This is a genomic window from Streptococcus infantis (assembly GCF_047465035.1).
GTDB lineage: Bacteria > Bacillota > Bacilli > Lactobacillales > Streptococcaceae > Streptococcus > Streptococcus infantis_T.
This window is the reverse complement of record NZ_JASHAQ010000009.1, coordinates 55,478-73,212: the sequence shown is the minus strand read 5'-3', so window position 1 is coordinate 73,212 and position 17,735 is coordinate 55,478. Positions and strand designations below refer to the sequence as shown.

17 protein-coding genes are annotated in these 17,735 nt (G+C 39.3%); 11 read left to right on the top strand and 6 right to left on the bottom strand.

Annotation, left to right across the window (positions count from 1 at the left end; all coding sequences use genetic code 11):
- Nucleotides 1–166: 166 nt before the first annotated feature.
- The 5 genes from QM406_RS05740 to QM406_RS05720 all read right to left on the bottom strand — a co-directional run bounded on the left by QM406_RS05740 (nucleotide 167) and on the right by QM406_RS05720 (nucleotide 4,806).
- Nucleotides 167–799 carry a GNAT family N-acetyltransferase gene (locus tag QM406_RS05740; RefSeq protein ID WP_414273676.1) on the bottom strand — a complete coding sequence of 211 codons (633 nt, stop codon included), beginning with the start codon at nucleotides 797–799 and terminating at the stop codon, nucleotides 167–169.
- A 226-nt stretch (nucleotides 800–1,025) separates the two neighbouring features.
- Complete coding sequence (locus QM406_RS05735; RefSeq protein ID WP_060955508.1) at nucleotides 1,026–1,325, bottom strand: DUF1827 family protein; 300 nt, start codon at nucleotides 1,323–1,325, stop codon at nucleotides 1,026–1,028.
- Nucleotides 1,326–1,388: 63 nt separating this feature from the next.
- Nucleotides 1,389–1,838, bottom strand: coding sequence for an NUDIX hydrolase (locus tag QM406_RS05730; RefSeq protein ID WP_075231556.1), 450 nt, complete (start codon nucleotides 1,836–1,838; stop codon nucleotides 1,389–1,391).
- Between the two features lie 88 nt (nucleotides 1,839–1,926).
- The gene (locus QM406_RS05725) at nucleotides 1,927–4,179 is read right to left on the bottom strand and encodes an ATP-dependent Clp protease ATP-binding subunit (RefSeq protein WP_070459719.1); all 2,253 of its coding nucleotides are present in this window, start codon (nucleotides 4,177–4,179) and stop codon (nucleotides 1,927–1,929) included.
- 396 nt (nucleotides 4,180–4,575) lie between these two features.
- On the bottom strand, nucleotides 4,576–4,806 hold the full coding sequence (locus QM406_RS05720; RefSeq protein ID WP_000443576.1) for a DUF1797 family protein: 231 nt from the start codon (nucleotides 4,804–4,806) through the stop codon (nucleotides 4,576–4,578).
- 196 nt (nucleotides 4,807–5,002) lie between these two features.
- Here QM406_RS05720 and QM406_RS05715 point away from each other — a divergent pair, with 196 nt between their 5' ends.
- The 6 genes from QM406_RS05715 to QM406_RS05690 all read left to right on the top strand — a co-directional run bounded on the left by QM406_RS05715 (nucleotide 5,003) and on the right by QM406_RS05690 (nucleotide 10,448).
- Nucleotides 5,003–5,686, top strand: coding sequence for an amino acid ABC transporter permease (locus tag QM406_RS05715; protein ID WP_414273675.1), 684 nt, complete (start codon nucleotides 5,003–5,005; stop codon nucleotides 5,684–5,686).
- Nucleotides 5,686–6,420, top strand: coding sequence for an amino acid ABC transporter ATP-binding protein (locus QM406_RS05710; protein ID WP_414273674.1), 735 nt, complete (start codon nucleotides 5,686–5,688; stop codon nucleotides 6,418–6,420). The genes QM406_RS05715 and QM406_RS05710 overlap by 1 nt, the downstream gene beginning before the upstream one ends.
- Before the next feature lie 55 nt (nucleotides 6,421–6,475).
- Nucleotides 6,476–7,636: a hypothetical protein gene (locus QM406_RS05705; RefSeq protein ID WP_414273673.1), complete on the top strand. Its 1,161-nt coding sequence runs from the start codon at nucleotides 6,476–6,478 to the stop codon at nucleotides 7,634–7,636.
- A 122-nt stretch (nucleotides 7,637–7,758) separates the two neighbouring features.
- Nucleotides 7,759–8,616: a bifunctional methylenetetrahydrofolate dehydrogenase/methenyltetrahydrofolate cyclohydrolase gene (locus QM406_RS05700; RefSeq protein WP_414273672.1), complete on the top strand. Its 858-nt coding sequence runs from the start codon at nucleotides 7,759–7,761 to the stop codon at nucleotides 8,614–8,616.
- A 155-nt stretch (nucleotides 8,617–8,771) separates the two neighbouring features.
- Nucleotides 8,772–9,596: a phosphate ABC transporter ATPase gene (locus QM406_RS05695; RefSeq protein ID WP_414273671.1), complete on the top strand. Its 825-nt coding sequence runs from the start codon at nucleotides 8,772–8,774 to the stop codon at nucleotides 9,594–9,596.
- Nucleotides 9,597–9,599: 3 nt separating this feature from the next.
- Nucleotides 9,600–10,448 carry an NAD(P)H-hydrate dehydratase gene (locus QM406_RS05690; RefSeq protein WP_414273670.1) on the top strand — a complete coding sequence of 283 codons (849 nt, stop codon included), beginning with the start codon at nucleotides 9,600–9,602 and terminating at the stop codon, nucleotides 10,446–10,448.
- A 23-nt stretch (nucleotides 10,449–10,471) separates the two neighbouring features.
- On the opposite strand, the gene QM406_RS05685 is transcribed toward QM406_RS05690, so the two are convergent.
- On the bottom strand, nucleotides 10,472–10,657 hold the full coding sequence (locus QM406_RS05685) for a hypothetical protein (RefSeq protein ID WP_075230421.1): 186 nt from the start codon (nucleotides 10,655–10,657) through the stop codon (nucleotides 10,472–10,474).
- A 118-nt stretch (nucleotides 10,658–10,775) separates the two neighbouring features.
- Here QM406_RS05685 and QM406_RS05680 point away from each other — a divergent pair, with 118 nt between their 5' ends.
- From QM406_RS05680 to gyrB, 5 genes are all read left to right on the top strand, one after another.
- Complete coding sequence (locus QM406_RS05680) at nucleotides 10,776–13,229, top strand: bifunctional DnaQ family exonuclease/ATP-dependent helicase (protein ID WP_414273669.1); 2,454 nt, start codon at nucleotides 10,776–10,778, stop codon at nucleotides 13,227–13,229.
- 32 nt (nucleotides 13,230–13,261) lie between these two features.
- Nucleotides 13,262–14,485 carry an FtsW/RodA/SpoVE family cell cycle protein gene (locus tag QM406_RS05675; protein ID WP_153225409.1) on the top strand — a complete coding sequence of 408 codons (1,224 nt, stop codon included), beginning with the start codon at nucleotides 13,262–13,264 and terminating at the stop codon, nucleotides 14,483–14,485.
- Nucleotides 14,486–14,495: 10 nt separating this feature from the next.
- Nucleotides 14,496–15,047 carry a DJ-1 family glyoxalase III gene (locus QM406_RS05670; RefSeq protein WP_315639364.1) on the top strand — a complete coding sequence of 184 codons (552 nt, stop codon included), beginning with the start codon at nucleotides 14,496–14,498 and terminating at the stop codon, nucleotides 15,045–15,047.
- A 105-nt stretch (nucleotides 15,048–15,152) separates the two neighbouring features.
- Nucleotides 15,153–15,716, top strand: a complete 564-nt coding sequence (locus QM406_RS05665; protein ID WP_414273668.1) for an HAD family hydrolase — start codon at nucleotides 15,153–15,155, stop codon at nucleotides 15,714–15,716.
- 29 nt (nucleotides 15,717–15,745) lie between these two features.
- On the top strand, nucleotides 15,746–17,692 hold the full coding sequence (gene gyrB, locus QM406_RS05660; RefSeq protein ID WP_315639361.1) for a DNA topoisomerase (ATP-hydrolyzing) subunit B: 1,947 nt from the start codon (nucleotides 15,746–15,748) through the stop codon (nucleotides 17,690–17,692).
- Nucleotides 17,693–17,735 lie beyond the last annotated feature (43 nt).

The following is a 17,735-nucleotide window of genomic DNA, read 5'->3' as shown; positions in this document are numbered from 1 at the left end:
TCCATAGGATTCTTTCTAATGATGGTTTGGTCGCTTTTTATTATAGATCTTATGGGACTTTTTTTCTATACAAAATAGGCTCCATAAGATCCATAGGGGATTTACCCACTACAAATATTATAGAGCCGTAAAAAGGAGTTGATTTAAACTCCTTTTTAGTTATGATTTATTGAGCGATATTCTTCAAAAAAGCCCAGTTACCAATGGACTTAGTCCCGTACTCTAACTCCATAAAATCTAGCAATACATAATCATTCTTTTTATAGAATGGAACATTTTTTTCTGTACTGGTAATGAGCCCTAAGCGCTTGCAGCCCTTGGATTTGACATAAGGCTCGACTGCATCTCTAAGAAAAGCACTGCCCACTCCTTGCCCTTTAACGGATGGATTGACCGCAAGGAGCATCAAATACCAGTCAAAGCTATTTGATTTTTTCAAATGCTCTTCGGAACGGTCTACTAAATCAAGATACTTCAAAAAATTTCGAGGGCTAATGTAGCGAAATAGTTTTATGACACCATTTAGCAAGTAAGATAGGATAGAAAAATCATTTTGTTGTAATAAGGCGACAGCCAGGATTTCTCCGTCTTGTTCAGCTACTAAACAGGTCTCTTCTTTGATATAGAGGCGAGTCAGGAGACTTTCCAATAGTTCTAAAAAAGCAGGATAGTTTTCAGGTTTCTTGAGATCATCTATGATTAGAGTTAAAAATGGATAGTCAAAGAAACTGTCGGCTACAACTTTTCCAATTTTTTGGTATTCGTCTAGCCTTGCCTTCCTGTATACTATTTTCTCCATTGATGAGCTCCTTTTTTAATGTTAGTAAATTATAATAGTAGAATTAATTATTTTGATGATCAAGTACCGAGTTTTTACAAAAATATTACCAAATTTAGTAAGTTGAAGGATTGTTAGAAAACTCTTTCTGTAACACAGAATCTGATTCTAGAATATCGGATTAGACAGACAAAGAACACTCTAAAAAGTTAGAATTTTTAGAGTGTAGTCCAAATATTGCTAAGTTTTATTTTGTTGGGATTGAGATTTCAATCAATTTTTCAGAGTAGAGGGTCTTGATATTAGCTTCATCGATATTTTGCTTGTCGATCTTACGATTTAAGAAAAATTCTTGGATTTTTTCCATTTCTTGTTCGCGGATAGCACGATGTTTATTGGAAATGAGGATTTCATAATGAAGCGGTGCCTGAGTAAAGATAACATCAGTGTTGCCTGCAGAGTAGACTTCTACGAGTGTAGCGTCGGTACTCTCCAGTTGGCTTTTAACAAGGTTTGAGTGAGAATTAGTAGTGTTGATGAGCTTCATAGGCTTTCCTCCTGTGTTTCTATTTCTATTATAGCACTTTTTGGAAAAATTGGAAAAGTTAATTTAAACTTGATGCTGTTTTTTCCAAGCTTCAATTGCCCATTTATGACTTCCACGTTTGAGGTTAGCAATAGCTTCATCAATTGGGAACCAGGCTAGATGATTGAAGTCCTCCAAAGGTTTTTGGATTTCTTGATAAGAAGTAGCTTCGTAGAGATAGGCTGGATTGTAGTAGTAGGTATCGCGATGGCTGGAATAGAAATACTCATCTGCTTGTCCATAATAAGTGCCAATCTCAGCTGTAAAACCCAATTCTTCAATTAGTTCTCGTTTGAGAGCTTCAAAATGATCTTCGCCTGCTTCAATCTCGCCACCAGGCAAGAACCATGCACCATTTGGAGCTTGAACGAGGATAATCTTTTCATGTGCTGAGTCAGGGATGACTGCATAAACACCATATCTATTTTTGTAGGTTACACCCTCTTTTTTTTCTCCAAAGGTTGGATTCGTCATAAATTTCTCCTTTATGTGTGCGCTTTCTTTCTATCATATTAAAGAATGCTCTTACTGTCAAGTAAGAACATTCTTTTAGTATGTGGAATTAGTCATTTGAGTCAACTGTTTCCAATTTATTTTTTGATTTAATCATGATTTTACCATTGCTAGTCATGACAGCCTTGAGGTTTTTCTCGCTTGGATTTTCAAGGTAGTAGTCTGTAATCGCATCTTCGATATAATCTTGGATTGTACGACGGAGTGGACGAGCTCCCATTTTTGGATCATAACCAAGGTCTACAAGTTTCTCCTTAACCTTATCTGTTACATCTAAATGGATGTTATTACTTGAGAGTCGTTTATTGACATCATCTAACATGAGGTCAACGATTTGAAGGAGATTTTCCTTGCTGAGAGCCTTGAATTCGATAATGCCATCAAAACGGTTCATAAATTCTGGACTAAAGAAGTTGCCTAATTCCCCAAGGACAGAGTTAGTACGGCCTTCTCTAGCAGCACCAAATCCGACACTAGCTTCTGCCTTACCTGTACCTGCATTTGAGGTCATGATAATGATGGCGTCTTTAAAGCTAACAGTGCGACCTTGACCATCTGTCAAACGGCCGTCGTCCAAGACTTGAAGGAACATATGCATAACATCTGGATGGGCTTTTTCTACCTCGTCTAAGAGAATGAGAGAATAAGGATTGCGACGCACTTTCTCAGTCAATTGTCCAGCTTCATCATAGCCTACGTATCCTGGAGGGGCACCAACGAGTTTAGCAACGCTGTGTTTTTCCATGTATTCACTCATATCAAAGCGAATCATGCTATCAGCAGAACCAAAGAGTTCAATGGCCAGTTGTTTAGAAAGTTCTGTCTTACCGACACCGGTAGGACCAACAAAGAGGAAGCTACCAATTGGACGGTTTGGAGTACCTAAACCAACACGGTTACGACGGATAGCCTTAGCAATCTTATCTACAGCATCGTCTTGGCCAATAACATGAGCCTTGAGGTCATCTGCTAGATTGATCAGTTGAGACTGTTCTTTTTCTTTCAAATCCCCAACTGGAATATTAGTCTTTTGCTCGATGATGTGTTCGATTGTCTTTTCACTGATGATTGGAGTATCCTGATCCGTTACCTTGGTCTTTTGCATTTCCTTATATTTGGCAATCTGGTCACGGAAGTAGGCTGCTTTTTCAAAATCTTCATCGCGGGTTGCTTGTGCCTTGAGATTTTCTGCTTCGATTAAGCGTTGATCGATGACCTTAGGATCTACAAAATTCAAGGTTAAGTTCATTTTTGAACCAGCTTCATCTAGAAGGTCAATAGCCTTGTCTGGCAAGAAACGATCTTGGATGTAGCGGTTAGAAAGGGTAGCGGCCGCTTCGATAGCGCCGTCAGTATAGTGAACATGATGGTAATCTTCGTATTTCTTTTGGATACCTTTCAGGATAATAATGGTTTCTTCCACAGTTGGTTCATCAACTTTGACAGGTTGCATACGACGTTCAAGGGCAGCATCTTTTTCGATGATGCGATATTCATTGAGGGTAGTAGCACCAACCAGTTGGAGTTCGCCACGTGCAAGAGCTGGTTTTAGGATATTTCCTGCATCCATATTCCCTTCTCCAGCAGAACCAGCACCGACAATTTCATGAATTTCGTCAATGAAGAGAATAACATCCTCGCGCTCACGAATTTCTTCCATGAGTTTTTGCATGCGCTCTTCAAACTGACCACGGATACCTGTACCTTGAACAAGGCTAACGACATCTAAGCGGATGACTTCTTTGCCTTGAAGCTTATGGGGAACATCACCGTCAACAATTTTCTGAGCTAAACCTTCGACAACAGCTGTCTTACCAACACCGGGCTCACCGATGAGGACAGGGTTGTTTTTTGTTCTGCGGTTGAGGATTTCAATGACACGGATAATCTCTTCGTCACGGCCAATCACAGGGTCGATATTTCCACGACGGGCAATCTCCGTAACATTGATACCATATTCATCCAAGAGTCCTTTTTCCTGGATTGGTGGTGGTGTTTGGGCAGGACCACGATTTTGGGCACCATAGCCACCATTTCCACCGTATCCACCCCCTGACTGAGTTGGGGGGATATTGTTGTTATTAGAAGAAGGTCTAAAGTTGTTGAGATCGTTAAAGAAGTCTCCAAAGGGATCAAAATCACGGTTGTTTAAATCTGTAATGCCCTTGAATAAGCTATTGTTAGGATCTGTTTTGATAATTTTGTAGCAATTTTGACAAAGGTCGATTTGCTTTTGTTGTCCATTGAGATTGGTATAAAGATGAATCGTTGAGTCATTGATTTTACAGTTTTGACAGAGCATACCGCCACCTCATTTCTTTCTTAGTTTTGACTAAATCTAAAAGGTCAAAAATAGTCAAACAAGTATATAATTTAATTATATCATGATTATTGGGCAATTCAAGTAAAAAGATTGGATACTAGCACTATAAATAGTAGAGCGCTAATCTGGAGAAGATTTTGATAGCAAGAAAAAAATCCTATTTGTCATACAAAAAGGATTCTCGTTAGTGAAAGGGGGTGGGACAGAAATCGATAGACAAAGTCTCGATTTCGTAGTCCCAGCCCCGCGAAGATGATTAGGAGTTTTGGGAGTCTAAAAGACGAACGAAAAGTCCAATCAGCTACCGCGTCAAAGTTTGATTGCTAATAAAAAGTGAGGTCGGGATCTTTTGTCCCAACCTCTGTATATCTATTATTAGTATAGAAGTTCGTAAATTTCCATCGCAATCAAGTCGATGCTGTCAAAAGTATATGTTTCACGCGCTTCAACATCACGAAGTGTAAAAATTGGGCCATTTTCTTCATCATGGTTAAAAGCAACTTCAGCTACAACAACTCCCTCGCGCTCAAAGTTACGTTTTAAGTTACCACCATCTTTTGTCATTGCTTCTAGGCGGTTGATGATTCTAACCAAATGTGATTCCATTTTGATTCTCCTCCATTTCTTATCGTTACTATTTTACCATAAAGAGTATCCACTTGACTAGAAAAAACTAAGATTTCTCGCTATTTCTGTTTTCTTTGAAATTTTATTGAAAATAAAAGGAAAAAGATTGCATTTTTATTCAAAACATGTTATACTCATACAAGTTTTAAGTTAGAAATTAGAAAGTAGTGGATTTATGAATTTTTCTTTTTTACCTAAATATCTGCCATATTTTAACTATGGTGCTCTTGTAACAGTCTTGATTTCTGTTTTGGTTGTCTTTTTGGGGACAATTTTAGGGGTAGTCTTGGCTTTTGCTCAACGTTCTAAAATAAAGCCCATAGCTTGGCTTGCCAATGTTTATATTTGGATTTTCCGTGGAACACCTATGATGGTACAGATCATGATTGCTTTTGCTCTTATGCATATCAATGCCCCGACTATTCAAATTGGAGTTTTGGGAGTTGATTTTTCACGTTTGATTCCAGGTATTATCATTATCTCTATGAATAGTGGTGCCTATGTATCAGAAACAGTTCGTGCTGGTATCAATGCAGTACCTAAAGGACAATTAGAGGCGGCTTACTCTCTAGGGATTCGTCCTAAAAATGCCATGCGCTATGTCATCTTGCCACAGGCTATCAAGAATATCTTGCCAGCCTTGGGGAATGAGTTTATTACCATTATCAAGGATAGTTCACTCTTGTCAGCAATCGGTGTCATGGAATTGTGGAATGGAGCTACTACGGTGTCAACAACCACCTATTTGCCTTTAACTCCACTCTTATTTGCTGCCTTTTACTACTTGATTATGACCTCTATCTTGACACTAGCCTTGAAAGCTTTTGAAAATCGTATGGGACAAGGAGATAAGAAATAATGACTGAAACACTTATAAAAATTGAAAATCTTCACAAGAACTTTGGAAAGAATGAAGTTTTAAAAGGAATCGATCTTGAAATCAAACAGGGGGAAGTAGTGGTCATTATCGGACCTTCTGGTAGCGGTAAGTCAACCCTCCTTCGTTCTATGAATCTCCTTGAAGAAGCTACTAAAGGAAAGGTTATCTTTGAAGGAGTAGACATTACGGATAAGAAAAACGACCTCTTTGCCATGCGTGAAAAGATGGGAATGGTATTCCAACAGTTCAATCTCTTTCCAAATATGACAGTGAAGGAAAACATCACGCTTTCTCCTATTAAGACAAAAGGCCAAAGTAAGGAAGTTACTGAGAAGAGGGCCCATGAGCTTTTGGAAAAGGTTGGTTTACCAGATAAAGCAGATGCCTATCCACAAAGTTTGTCAGGTGGTCAGCAACAGCGAATCGCTATCGCTCGTGGTCTTGCTATGGAACCAGATGTCCTACTCTTTGATGAACCAACTTCTGCTCTAGATCCAGAAATGGTAGGAGAAGTACTAGCAGTTATGCAAGAACTTGCTAAGTCAGGAATGACTATGGTCATCGTGACGCATGAGATGGGCTTTGCGCGTGAAGTGGCAGACCGCGTCATCTTTATGGCTGACGGTGTTGTTGTCGAAGATGGAACTCCAGAGCAAGTCTTTGAACAAACCCAAGAACAAAGAACCAAGGATTTCTTGAGTAAGGTTTTGTAAGAATAAATGCTTTATTTCGACTCTAAAATACACAAGAATTATAGGAGAATCGAATATGGATGTTGAAAATCTATTTCCTAAAATTATATTTAAAACAGCTATGAATCAATTTGATATTCATAGTGAGTCTAAATGTTTATGTCTTTCAGGTAAGCCTTATAAAAATTGTTGTAAAATTAATGTTGACTCTCTTAAGGAAACTACAAGAGACTACGAAGCAATTAGTAAAAAGAATGGACTAAAAAAATTTCAGGATGCCAAAAAAAGAACTGATAAACGAAGTGTACCAAATATTTTAGGGGAAAAGATTGAAAAAAGAGCTCGAAAAAAATTATCATTTTGCTTTATCAGAGAACTATTTTCGGAGGATTATTTTTCTGTGAATTGTTCATCAAAAATTATTAAGGCACATACAATAGCAGAGCAAAATTTAAAAAAATTACAAACAGAAATAGAGGAGTTGTATACGTTCAATGATCATTCTTTTGTAGAAGAATTCGAAACTGATCATGTTGATTTATTTTATAAGAAAATAGCTCCAACGACTGCAAGTAAGTATTCAATGTTTTGTGGTAATCATGATAATTTAATTTTTTCAGAAATTGAGAATAATAATCAGGTTTTTGTCAAAAAGGAAAAAGAGTATATAGAAGCTTTAGAATACTCAATAAAAGCCGCTTCTTTTGAACTATACTATAAATTATTGCAGATTTTTTATCTAGCTGAGTATTTTATAGAAATGAAAGAAATTTATAACTCAGATTTTATTCAAGCGTACAAAAGCTCCATTGACTATTATTGTGTGTTTAAAGAACATTTAAAACGATTAGTAATTGATTACAAAGAGTATACTACTTATGGTAAAATTAATGTAGATTTTAAATACGATATTAGACGTTTACAAACTCCAAAGATTAAATTCTCGTTATCAGAGTGTATGACTGATAATTGCGATGAAGTTATTTTTATTAATGTATTTAACAATGAAAATGCTTATGTAGTATTGTCCACTTATGGTGATTTTTCTAAAAAATTTGAAGACTATGAATTAATAGAGTATATCTTGATAAATTCTACAAATATATTTTTTAATAAGGAATTCTTTGAAAATCTATCAATAGAAGAGAAAAGTTCTCTGTTTAAATTTAGAAGAGGATTAAATAGTTTTGAAGATAAAATCAATTTACTAAGTGTTTTAAGAAAATTACTAGACTAGAAAAGCTCGATAAGGGCTTTTTCTTATAGTTTCAGACTATAAGGTCTCTTAGGTAAGAAGTGTTAGAGTGACAAGTATATTTTTGATATAATAGAAGATATTTGTTAGAAAAGAGAAAACACATGACACAGATTATTGATGGCAAGGCTTTAGCAGCCAAGCTACAAGGACAATTGGCTGAAAAGACTGCGAAATTGAAGGAAGAGACAGGTTTGGTGCCTGGTTTGGTGGTTATTTTGGTTGGGGACAATCCAGCCAGTCAGGTTTACGTTCGTAACAAGGAACGTTCAGCGATAGCTGCAGGTTTCCAAAGTGAAGTCGTGCGAGTTCCGGAGACCATTACCCAAGAGGAATTGTTGGATTTGATTACCAAATACAATCACGATCCAGCTTGGCATGGTATTTTGGTGCAGTTACCCTTACCAAAACACATCGATGAAGAAGCTGTTTTATTGGCTATTGATCCAGAAAAGGACGTGGATGGTTTTCATCCTCTCAACATGGGGCGTCTTTGGTCTGGTCATCCAGTTATGATCCCTTCAACTCCAGCTGGCATCATGGAAATGTTTCATGAGTATGGAATTGAACTAGAAGGTAAGAATGCGGTTGTTATTGGTCGTTCTAATATCGTCGGTAAACCAATGGCCCAGTTGTTATTAGCTAAGAATGCAACTGTAACCTTGACCCACTCACGAACACATAATCTTGCCAAGGTAGCTTCTAAGGCCGATATTCTTGTCGTAGCAATCGGTCGTGCTAAGTTTGTGACTGCTGACTTTGTCAAACCTGGGGCAGTTGTCATTGATGTGGGGATGAACCGAGATGAAAATGGCAAGCTCTGTGGAGATGTTGACTATGATGCCGTTGTACCAATCGCTAGCCATATCACACCTGTACCTGGTGGAGTTGGGCCTATGACCATTACTATGTTGATGGAGCAGACTTATCAGGCGGCATTGCGTAGTTTGGAAAAAAACTAGGTTTATAGGTTGCTAAAATGAATCATCAGAGTGGCAGTTAAACCAAAAGGTTGAATAGCAATATTTCTACCTTTTTTTGTCTATTGTAAAGACGGTTCTGTCAATTAAAGCTTCTTTTTATCTACTTTGTAGTATAATGAAGTAGAGGTGATTAGATGATTGTAAAAGTTTATAATGCAGATTTTAGTCTCCAGTGGGATGGGATGTATCAATTTGCTCTTGAAAACTATCCTCAGATTAAAGAATGGGAATTGGAGAAGCTAGCAAAGTTTATTGCTTACGAACAGAACCATCATCGTCAGACCATTGTGGAATGTGAGAATCATGAATTAAATAGACGAATTCATGATTACTTGCAAGAGCATAGCTATTTTCCTCCGTACAGACCAAGTCATCGCCTTGTAGCTTCTACCTATGATATTCAGAGGAAGTTGGTTACTTCAAATTATTGTAGTCATACTTGTACAGTTGAGGTGGCTCAGGCTATTTTTCAGACTGGAAAACTCATGTCGGCGGTAAAAGTATTTGGTAAAAGTGGGGCTGAACTAGTTACAGATAGTCGTAATGCAGCTTCTGATCCAGCAGACTATTTTGACTATATTATGTTCGGATGGTCTAATACGACTTCGGGTTACCGACTGGCTATGGAGCGTTTGTTAGGACGGGCACCGTCTGAGGAGGAATTACAAGAAAAGTTCATTCCTGGCGTTAGTTTTCATTTTCTGTATGAAGAATTAATTCAAGCACCAGGTTATATGTTTGATGGCTATCATGTTGCGAAGGTAAGAGATAGTTTAGATTTGGATACCTTTCTTCATTTGTGTGTTATTCCTTCAAAAGATAAGTCTTGTTTTGAAGGTTTGATTCCTTGTCAATTACAAGATAGAGTGATTTACCTAGACTATGAGGGAGAAGGGTTACAGGCTTGGAATACTAAGGTTAATCAAGTACTACATGGTAAGGATAAGTTGAAGGAGTAGTGTATGAAAGAGATTGATCAAGCTCTACTAAAAAAAGTAATCATCGAGCGTCCTCGTTCTAGTCATAAGGGAGACTATGGTCGTCTTCTCTTGATTGGGGGGACGTATCCCTATGGGGGAGCCATTATTATGGCTGCCTTAGGTGCTGTTAGAAGTGGCGCAGGCTTGGTGACAGTAGCAACGGATAAAGAGAATATTCCAGCGCTACATAGCCATCTGCCGGAGGCTATGGCTTTTGGCCTTGATGATGAGCGATTACTTGAGCAACAGTTAGAGAAAGCGAATGTTGTCTTAGTTGGACCTGGGTTAGTGGATGATGAGTGCGGAGAACAGCTACTCCAAACAGTTTTTCATCATTCAAATCAAGACCAGACTCTCATACTGGATGGCGGAGCCCTATCCATTTTAGCTAAGACGAGAATGAAATTTCCTAAAGCCCATCTTGTTTTAACGCCTCACCAAAGGGAATGGCAGGTCTTATCAGGATTAGATTTGGATTCCCAAGGAAGCAAGGAAACAGGAGAGGCTTTGAAGAGATTTCCTTCAGGAACGATTTTGATTCAAAAAGGTCCAGCTACTCGAATCTGGCAAGCTGGTCAAACTGATTTTTATCAGCTGGAAGTTGGAGGTCCCTATCAGGCGACTGGAGGAATGGGAGATACCTTAGCTGGGATGATAGCCGGTTTTGCAGGTCAATTTCCACAAGTTAGTCTTTACGAAAGAGTGACGGTAGCGACCTATCTACATTCAGCAATTGCCCAAGAACTAGCTGAAGACAACTATGTAGTCTTGCCAACCATGATTAGTCAACAGATTCCAGCCTTTATGAAGAAGATACAAAAAGACACCTGAGGTTTTCAGGTGCTTTTTAATGATTAGAAGAGTCCTTTGACCTTATCAACAAGATTACCGATTCCTTCTGAGCCTGAAATCAAGCTTTGAGCTTGACTAAGGTATTCGCCGAGTTGGTCCTTGTTTTCTTCGACAAAGGTTTTTGCAGCAGCCAAATCTTTTTTCTCGATTAGCTCTTTTACTTGATTAAATAAATCTAATGGGTTCATGACGTCCCTCCTTTTCTACATTTCTATTCAATCATTTTTTAGAAAAACTTGCAAGAAACTTGACTCTTCAAATAAAGTTCAGGGGTGTCAAATGGTGCAAATTTTGATATAATTTTTAATGATGAATTTTAGAAATGATCGGTACGTTGTCGTGGATTTAGAGGCGACCAGTACCGGAAGCAAGGCAAAAATTATCCAAGTAGGAATCGTGGTCATTGAAAATGGCGAGATTGTTGACCAATTTGCAACGGATGTCAATCCCCACGAACCCTTGGATTCTCATATCAAAGAATTAACGGGTTTGACCGATCAGCGACTGGCAGAGGCACCGGAGTTTTCTCAGGTGGCTGGAAAAATTTTTGACTTGGTCAAGGACGGTGTTTTTGTTGCGCACAATGTCCAGTTTGATGCCAATTTGTTGGCAGAATTTCTCTTTTTTGAGGGCTATGAATTGCGCACTCCCCGTATCGATACAGTGGAGTTGGCCCAGGTATTTTATCCTCAACTTGAAAAATACAATCTGGGGATTCTCTGTCAAGAGTTGGGAATTTCACTAGAAAAAGCCCATACTGCCTTATCAGATGCCCAAGCAACAGCAGAGCTCTTTCTTTGTATGCGACAAAAAATGTTTGGACTGCCAAAAGGCTTATTGGAGCGCTTGTTAAGTTTGTCAGATGGTTTATTATATGAGTCTTATCTAGTTATTGAAGAAGTTTATCAGAAGCAGTCCATCCTAGTTGAACATGACCTGGTAGAAGTGCAAGGTTTATTTTTAAGAAAAGAAAAACCAGCCCTTTCTCCACGTAAACTATCTAAAGATTTCCAAACCAATATTGCCTTGTTGGATTTGGAAGATAGAGCTCCACAAGCTAGCTTTTCTCAAAAAGTTCAAGATTTTCTACAGAATGAGAAAATTGCTTTTGTGCAAGCTCAGACTGGAATTGGGAAAACCTACGGCTATTTGTTACCCGCTTTATCACTAGAAAACGAAAAAGGAATCCTTCTCAGTGTTCCTACTAAAGTTCTACAAAATCAAGTGATGCAAGAAGAGGCTCGTAGATTGGAAGAGGTCTTTCACCTTTCGATTCATAATCTTAAAGGACCACAGAATTATCTAAAACTAGATGCCTTTCATCATGCGCTAGAGGAAGAAGAATCCAATCGCTTGTATACACGTTTCAAGATGCAACTCCTAGTTTGGTTGACTGAAACAGAAACGGGGGACCTAGATGAGATTGGCCAGCTTTACCGTTACCAGCAATTTTTGCCAAACTTGGTGCATGATGGTAATCTTCCCAAAGCTTCTCTCTTTTGGTTGGAGGATTTTTGGAGACGGGGGCAGAAAAAAGCTCGCTCTTGCCAGCTACTTGTGACCAATCATGCTTATCTCGTTACCCGACTTGAGGACGATCCCAGTCTACTAGAGGGCCGTCTCTTGATCTTGGATGAGGCCCAGAAGATCTTATTAACTTTGGAAAATCTTTTACAGAAGAGTTTCGTTTTAAACGACATAGTAGACCAGCTAGATCAAGCCTTAGTTCGAGAAAAAGGGACGCTTCAAAGACGCTTGATGGAGAGTATTCGCTTTGAGCTTTGTCACTTGATGGATCAGTTCCTATCTGGTAAGCGTAGAATGTGCCCTGCGACAACCATGGCACAACTCCAACAGGATTTCTCAGAGTTAGAAGTTCAAAGTTTCCAAGATTATCAGCGATTTTTCTGTACTGATGGAGAATTTTGGTTATCAGCCTCAGACTTGTCTAGCAAGAAGGTTGTCATTTCTTCCAGTCGCAATCAACGTCTGCTCTTTTCGGAAATCTTTCCAGAGAGTTGTCAACTCTTAGCTGTCTCCGCAACCTTGGAAATTAGTAGCAGAGTAACTTTACCAGAACTAATGGGATTCCCGCATGCAGCCTTTGACAGACTGGATGAGAATTTTCAAGAAAATCAAGAAATTTTGGTTGTTAAGGATTTTCCGTTGGTGACTGAAACCTCTCAAGAAGACTATGCTCATGCTCTTGTAGAAGTGCTGGAAGATTTGTCTTACCTTGAAGAGCCCATGCTCGTTTTATTCACTTCAAAAGACCTTTTGTTGCAGGTATCAGATTCTTTATCTCTTTCTCATTTAGCCCAGTATAAGAACGGAGATCCTGCTCAACTCAAGAAACGATTTGAAAGAGGAGACTCTCAACTCTTACTAGGGACAGGAAGTTTTTGGGAGGGAGTTGATTTTGCAACTCACCCTCGAGTGATTGAAGTGGTGACACGGCTGCCCTTCCAAAATCCAGAAGATCCCTTTACGAAAAAAATGAATCAGGAACTGCGTCTTGAAGGGAAAAATCCTTTCTATGACTATCAACTGCCAATGGCTATTGTTCGCCTCAAACAAGCGATAGGTAGAACCATGCGTCGTCTTGGACAACGCTCCTCTGTCCTGATCTTGGATAGCCGAATGACAAGCAAGCGATATGGAAAGCAGATTGGCAAGGCCTTGTCACAGACTAGTCGAGTCAGAGAAGTTGGCAAAGAGCAAATATTCTCAAAAGTTCAAGAATTTTTACACAAAAAATAAAATAAACATCTGAAAGAATGAAGGAGACCTTTATGAAACGTTCTCTCGACTCTCGAGTCGATTATAGTTTGATTCTACCAGTATTTTGTTTGCTGGTGATTGGAGTTGTGGCTATTTACATAGCTGTCAGTCATGACTATCCACATAATATTTGGCCAATTCTCGGTCAGCAACTAGCATGGATCGTCTTGGGAATTATCATCAGCTTTGTAGTCATGTTCTTTAATACAAAATTTTTATGGCAGGCGACTCCCTATCTTTATGCCCTAGGTCTAGCCCTTATGGTTTTACCCTTGATTTTTTACAATCCTAATTTAGTGGCAGCAACAGGGGCTAAAAACTGGGTGTCAATTGGAGGAGTGACACTTTTCCAACCTTCCGAATTCATGAAAATTTCCTATATTTTGATCTTGGCTCGGGTTGTTGTTCAATTCACACAGAAACACAAGGAAAGTGAACGAACGATTCCTTTAGATTTCCTCTTGATATTGTGGATGATTATCTTCACGCTGCCAGTCTTAGGTTTACTGGCCCTGCAGAGTGACTTAGGAACGGCCTTGGTCTTTGTCGCAATCTTTGCGGGACTGGTCTTGCTTTCTGGAGTATCATGGAAAATCATCATTCCAATTTTTGTAACAGCTGTATCGGGAATTGCAGGATTTTTGGCAATTTTCATCACAAAAGATGGGCGTGCTTTCATACATCAAATCGGGATGCCAACCTATCAGATTAACCGTATCCTTGCTTGGCTCAATCCATTTGATTATGCACAAACGACCACCTATCAACAGGCCCAAGGGCAAATCGCCATCGGTAGTGGAGGCTTGTTTGGTCAAGGATTTAATGTATCCAATCTCCTCATTCCCGTTCGTGAGAGTGATATGATTTTTACAGTCATTGCAGAAGATTTTGGTTTTATCGGATCTGTCCTTGTAATTACACTTTATCTCCTACTTATCTATCGAATGTTAAAAATCACTCTGAAGTCCAATAACCAATTTTATACCTACATTTCAACTGGATTTATTATGATGCTTTTGTTCCATATCTTTGAAAATATCGGTGCAGTGACAGGCCTCCTTCCTCTGACAGGGATTCCTCTCCCATTCATTTCCCAAGGGGGATCGGCCATTATCAGTAATCTGATTGGTGTTGGATTGCTTCTATCGATGAGTTATCAAACGCATCTAGCCGAAGAAAAGAGCGGTAAGACAAGATTTAAACGGAAGAAAGTTGTTTTGAAAAAAGTTAAATAAGGAGTAAATCATGGCTAAAGTTGCAGTTATCTTAGCAGATGGCTTTGAAGAAATCGAAGCCCTAACAGTTGTGGACGTATTACGTCGTGCCAATATTACTTGTCATATGGTTGGTTTTGAAGCCCGAGTGACGGGATCACATGACATCCAAGTACAAGCAGATCGTGTGTTTGATGGTGATTTATCTGAGTACGACATGATTGTCTTACCAGGAGGTATGCCAGGTTCAGCAAATTTACGCGATCATGAACTTTTGATTGCTGAACTTCAAAAATGTGAGCAAGTTGGTAAAAAAGTAGCAGCCATTTGTGCAGCACCAATTGTACTGAATCGAGCTGGTCTCCTCAAGGATAAAGTGTTCACCTGCTATGATGGTGTCCAAGAGCAAATTGCTGATGGTCACTATCGCAAGGAAACAGTAGTTGTCGATGGTCAGTTGACTACCAGTCGAGGTCCAGCAACTGCCCTTGCCTTTGCTTATAACCTAGTGGAACAACTTGGTGGCGATGCAAATGCTTTGAGAGCAGCCATGCTCTATCGTGATGTTTTTGGATTAGATTAACTAAAACGAGAAGAATCTATCAATTAGGGGATTCTTCTCGTTTTTTACTGTTAAAATAGAAGGAAATCGTCGCTTTTTTGATAAAAAAATGCTATAATGAAGGGTATGAAATATCACGATTACATCTGGGATTTAGGTGGAACTTTACTTGATAATTATGAGACTTCGACCGCGGCTTTTGTGGAAACATTAGCTCAATTTGGAATCGAAGAAGAACATGATAAAGTTTACAATGCCTTGAAAGTGTCAACTGCTTTTGCGATTGACCAATTTGCCCCAATAATAGAGCATTTTTTAGAAAAATATAAGGAAAATGAAGCGCGAGAGCTTGAACATCCTGCCTTGTTTGAGGGAGTACCTGCTTTATTGGAGGAAATCTCAGATCAGGGAGGACGGAACTTTTTGGTTTCGCATCGCAATGACCAAGTTTTGGATATCCTTGAAAAGACGGGTATTGCTAGCTATTTTACAGAAGTAGTAACAGCTAGTTCTGGTTTCAAGAGAAAACCAAATCCAGAGTCTATGATCTATTTGCGAGATAAGTATAAGATTAGTTCTGGTATCGTTATTGGTGATCGACCTATAGACATTGAAGCTGGACAGGCAGCAGGCTTAGCGACGCATCTCTTTAAAAATATCGTGACATTGAGACAAGTATTAGACATGTAAGAAAAAGGAAAAAAAGAAAAAGGGAAAAAATGACAGAAGAAATCAAAAACCAACAGGCACAGGATTATGATGCCAGTCAGATTCAAGTTTTGGAAGGTCTGGAAGCCGTTCGTATGCGTCCTGGAATGTATATCGGATCGACTTCAAAAGAAGGTCTTCACCACCTAGTCTGGGAAATCGTTGATAACTCTATCGATGAGGCCTTGGCGGGATTTGCTAGTCATATTCAGGTCTTTATTGAGCCAGATGACTCTATCACGGTTGTTGATGATGGACGTGGTATCCCTGTTGATATTCAAGAAAAGACAGGCCGTCCTGCCGTTGAAACTGTCTTTACCGTTCTTCACGCTGGAGGTAAATTTGGCGGTGGCGGTTACAAGGTTTCAGGTGGACTCCACGGTGTAGGTTCATCGGTTGTAAATGCCCTCTCAACTCAGTTGGATGTTCGTGTTCACAAAAATGGAAAAATCCATTACCAAGAATACCGTCGTGGACATGTTGTTGCTGACCTTGAGGTGATTGGAGATACAGATAAAACAGGTACAACAGTACACTTCACGCCAGATCCAGAGATTTTTACAGAAACAACAACTTTTGATTTTGATAAATTAAACAAGCGGATTCAGGAGTTAGCCTTTTTGAACCGTGGTCTTCAAATCTCTATTACTGACAAGCGTGAGGGGCTTGAACAAACAAAACACTACCACTACGAAGGTGGGATTGCGAGTTACGTTGAGTATATCAATGAAAACAAAGATGTCATCTTTGATACGCCAATCTACACTGATGGAGAAATGGATGACATCACAGTTGAAGTAGCCATGCAGTACACAACTGGCTACCATGAAAATGTCATGAGTTTCGCCAATAACATTCATACCCATGAAGGTGGAACACATGAACAAGGTTTCCGTACAGCCCTAACTCGTGTCATCAATGACTACGCTCGTAAAAACAAATTGCTGAAAGATAACGAAGATAATCTGACAGGTGAGGATGTCCGTGAAGGATTGACTGCCGTTATCTCTGTGAAACATCCAAATCCTCAGTTTGAAGGACAAACGAAAACTAAACTTGGAAATAGTGAAGTTGTCAAGATTACTAACCGCCTATTTAGTGAAGCATTTTCAGACTTCCTAATGGAAAATCCACAGATTGCTAAGCGGATTGTTGAAAAAGGGATTTTGGCAGCTAAGGCGCGTGTAGCAGCCAAGCGTGCGCGTGAGGTTACTCGTAAGAAATCTGGTTTAGAGATTTCAAACCTTCCAGGGAAATTAGCAGACTGTTCTTCAAATAATCCAGCTGAAACTGAACTTTTTATCGTCGAAGGAGATTCAGCGGGAGGTTCTGCAAAGTCTGGTCGTGACCGTGAATTCCAAGCGATTTTACCGATTCGCGGTAAAATCCTCAACGTTGAAAAGGCCAGCATGGATAAAATCCTTGCCAATGAAGAAATCCGTAGCCTTTTCACAGCTATGGGAACAGGCTTTGGTGCTGAATTTGATGTTAGCAAGGCCCGTTACCAAAAACTCGTTATCATGACGGATGCCGATGTCGATGGAGCTCACATCCGTACCCTCTTGTTAACCTTGATTTATCGTTATATGAAACCCGTTTTAGAAGCAGGTTATGTTTATATCGCTCAACCACCAATTTACGGTGTTAAGGTCGGCAGTGAAATTAAAGAATACATCCAACCTGGAGCAGATCAAGAAATCCGTCTACAGGAAGCCTTAGCTCGCTATAGTGAAGGACGTTCAAAACCAACTATTCAGCGTTATAAAGGTCTTGGAGAAATGGATGACCATCAACTTTGGGAAACAACTATGAACCCAGAACATCGTCTCATGGCGCGTGTATCAGTTGATGATGCTGCAGAAGCAGATAAAATCTTTGATATGCTCATGGGCGACCGCGTAGAACCACGTCGAGAATTTATTGAAGAAAATGCTGTTTACAGTACGCTTGACGTTTAAAAAAATTTGGAAATAGTTCCCATGGTTTGAAAAATATGATATA

Excerpts from the sequence above, each read along its gene's own strand:
- QM406_RS05685 (WP_075230421.1), bottom strand. The coding sequence starts at position 10,657 with ATGAACCCATTAGATTTATTTAATCAAGTAAAAGAGCTAATCGAGAAA.
- QM406_RS05700 (WP_414273672.1), top strand. The coding sequence starts at position 7,759 with ATGACACAGATTATTGATGGCAAGGCTTTAGCAGCCAAGCTACAAGGA.
- gyrB (WP_315639361.1), top strand. The coding sequence starts at position 15,746 with ATGACAGAAGAAATCAAAAACCAACAGGCACAGGATTATGATGCCAGT.
- QM406_RS05690 (WP_414273670.1), top strand. The coding sequence starts at position 9,600 with ATGAAAGAGATTGATCAAGCTCTACTAAAAAAAGTAATCATCGAGCGT.
- QM406_RS05705 (WP_414273673.1), top strand. The coding sequence starts at position 6,476 with ATGGATGTTGAAAATCTATTTCCTAAAATTATATTTAAAACAGCTATG.
- QM406_RS05730 (WP_075231556.1), bottom strand. The coding sequence starts at position 1,838 with ATGACGAATCCAACCTTTGGAGAAAAAAAAGAGGGTGTAACCTACAAA.
- QM406_RS05710 (WP_414273674.1), top strand. The coding sequence starts at position 5,686 with ATGACTGAAACACTTATAAAAATTGAAAATCTTCACAAGAACTTTGGA.
- QM406_RS05735 (WP_060955508.1), bottom strand. The coding sequence starts at position 1,325 with ATGAAGCTCATCAACACTACTAATTCTCACTCAAACCTTGTTAAAAGC.
- QM406_RS05675 (WP_153225409.1), top strand. The coding sequence starts at position 13,262 with ATGAAACGTTCTCTCGACTCTCGAGTCGATTATAGTTTGATTCTACCA.
- QM406_RS05665 (WP_414273668.1), top strand. The coding sequence starts at position 15,153 with ATGAAATATCACGATTACATCTGGGATTTAGGTGGAACTTTACTTGAT.
- QM406_RS05670 (WP_315639364.1), top strand. The coding sequence starts at position 14,496 with ATGGCTAAAGTTGCAGTTATCTTAGCAGATGGCTTTGAAGAAATCGAA.
- QM406_RS05680 (WP_414273669.1), top strand. The coding sequence starts at position 10,776 with ATGATGAATTTTAGAAATGATCGGTACGTTGTCGTGGATTTAGAGGCG.
- QM406_RS05720 (WP_000443576.1), bottom strand. The coding sequence starts at position 4,806 with ATGGAATCACATTTGGTTAGAATCATCAACCGCCTAGAAGCAATGACA.
- QM406_RS05725 (WP_070459719.1), bottom strand. The coding sequence starts at position 4,179 with ATGCTCTGTCAAAACTGTAAAATCAATGACTCAACGATTCATCTTTAT.
- QM406_RS05695 (WP_414273671.1), top strand. The coding sequence starts at position 8,772 with ATGATTGTAAAAGTTTATAATGCAGATTTTAGTCTCCAGTGGGATGGG.
- QM406_RS05740 (WP_414273676.1), bottom strand. The coding sequence starts at position 799 with ATGGAGAAAATAGTATACAGGAAGGCAAGGCTAGACGAATACCAAAAA.
- QM406_RS05715 (WP_414273675.1), top strand. The coding sequence starts at position 5,003 with ATGAATTTTTCTTTTTTACCTAAATATCTGCCATATTTTAACTATGGT.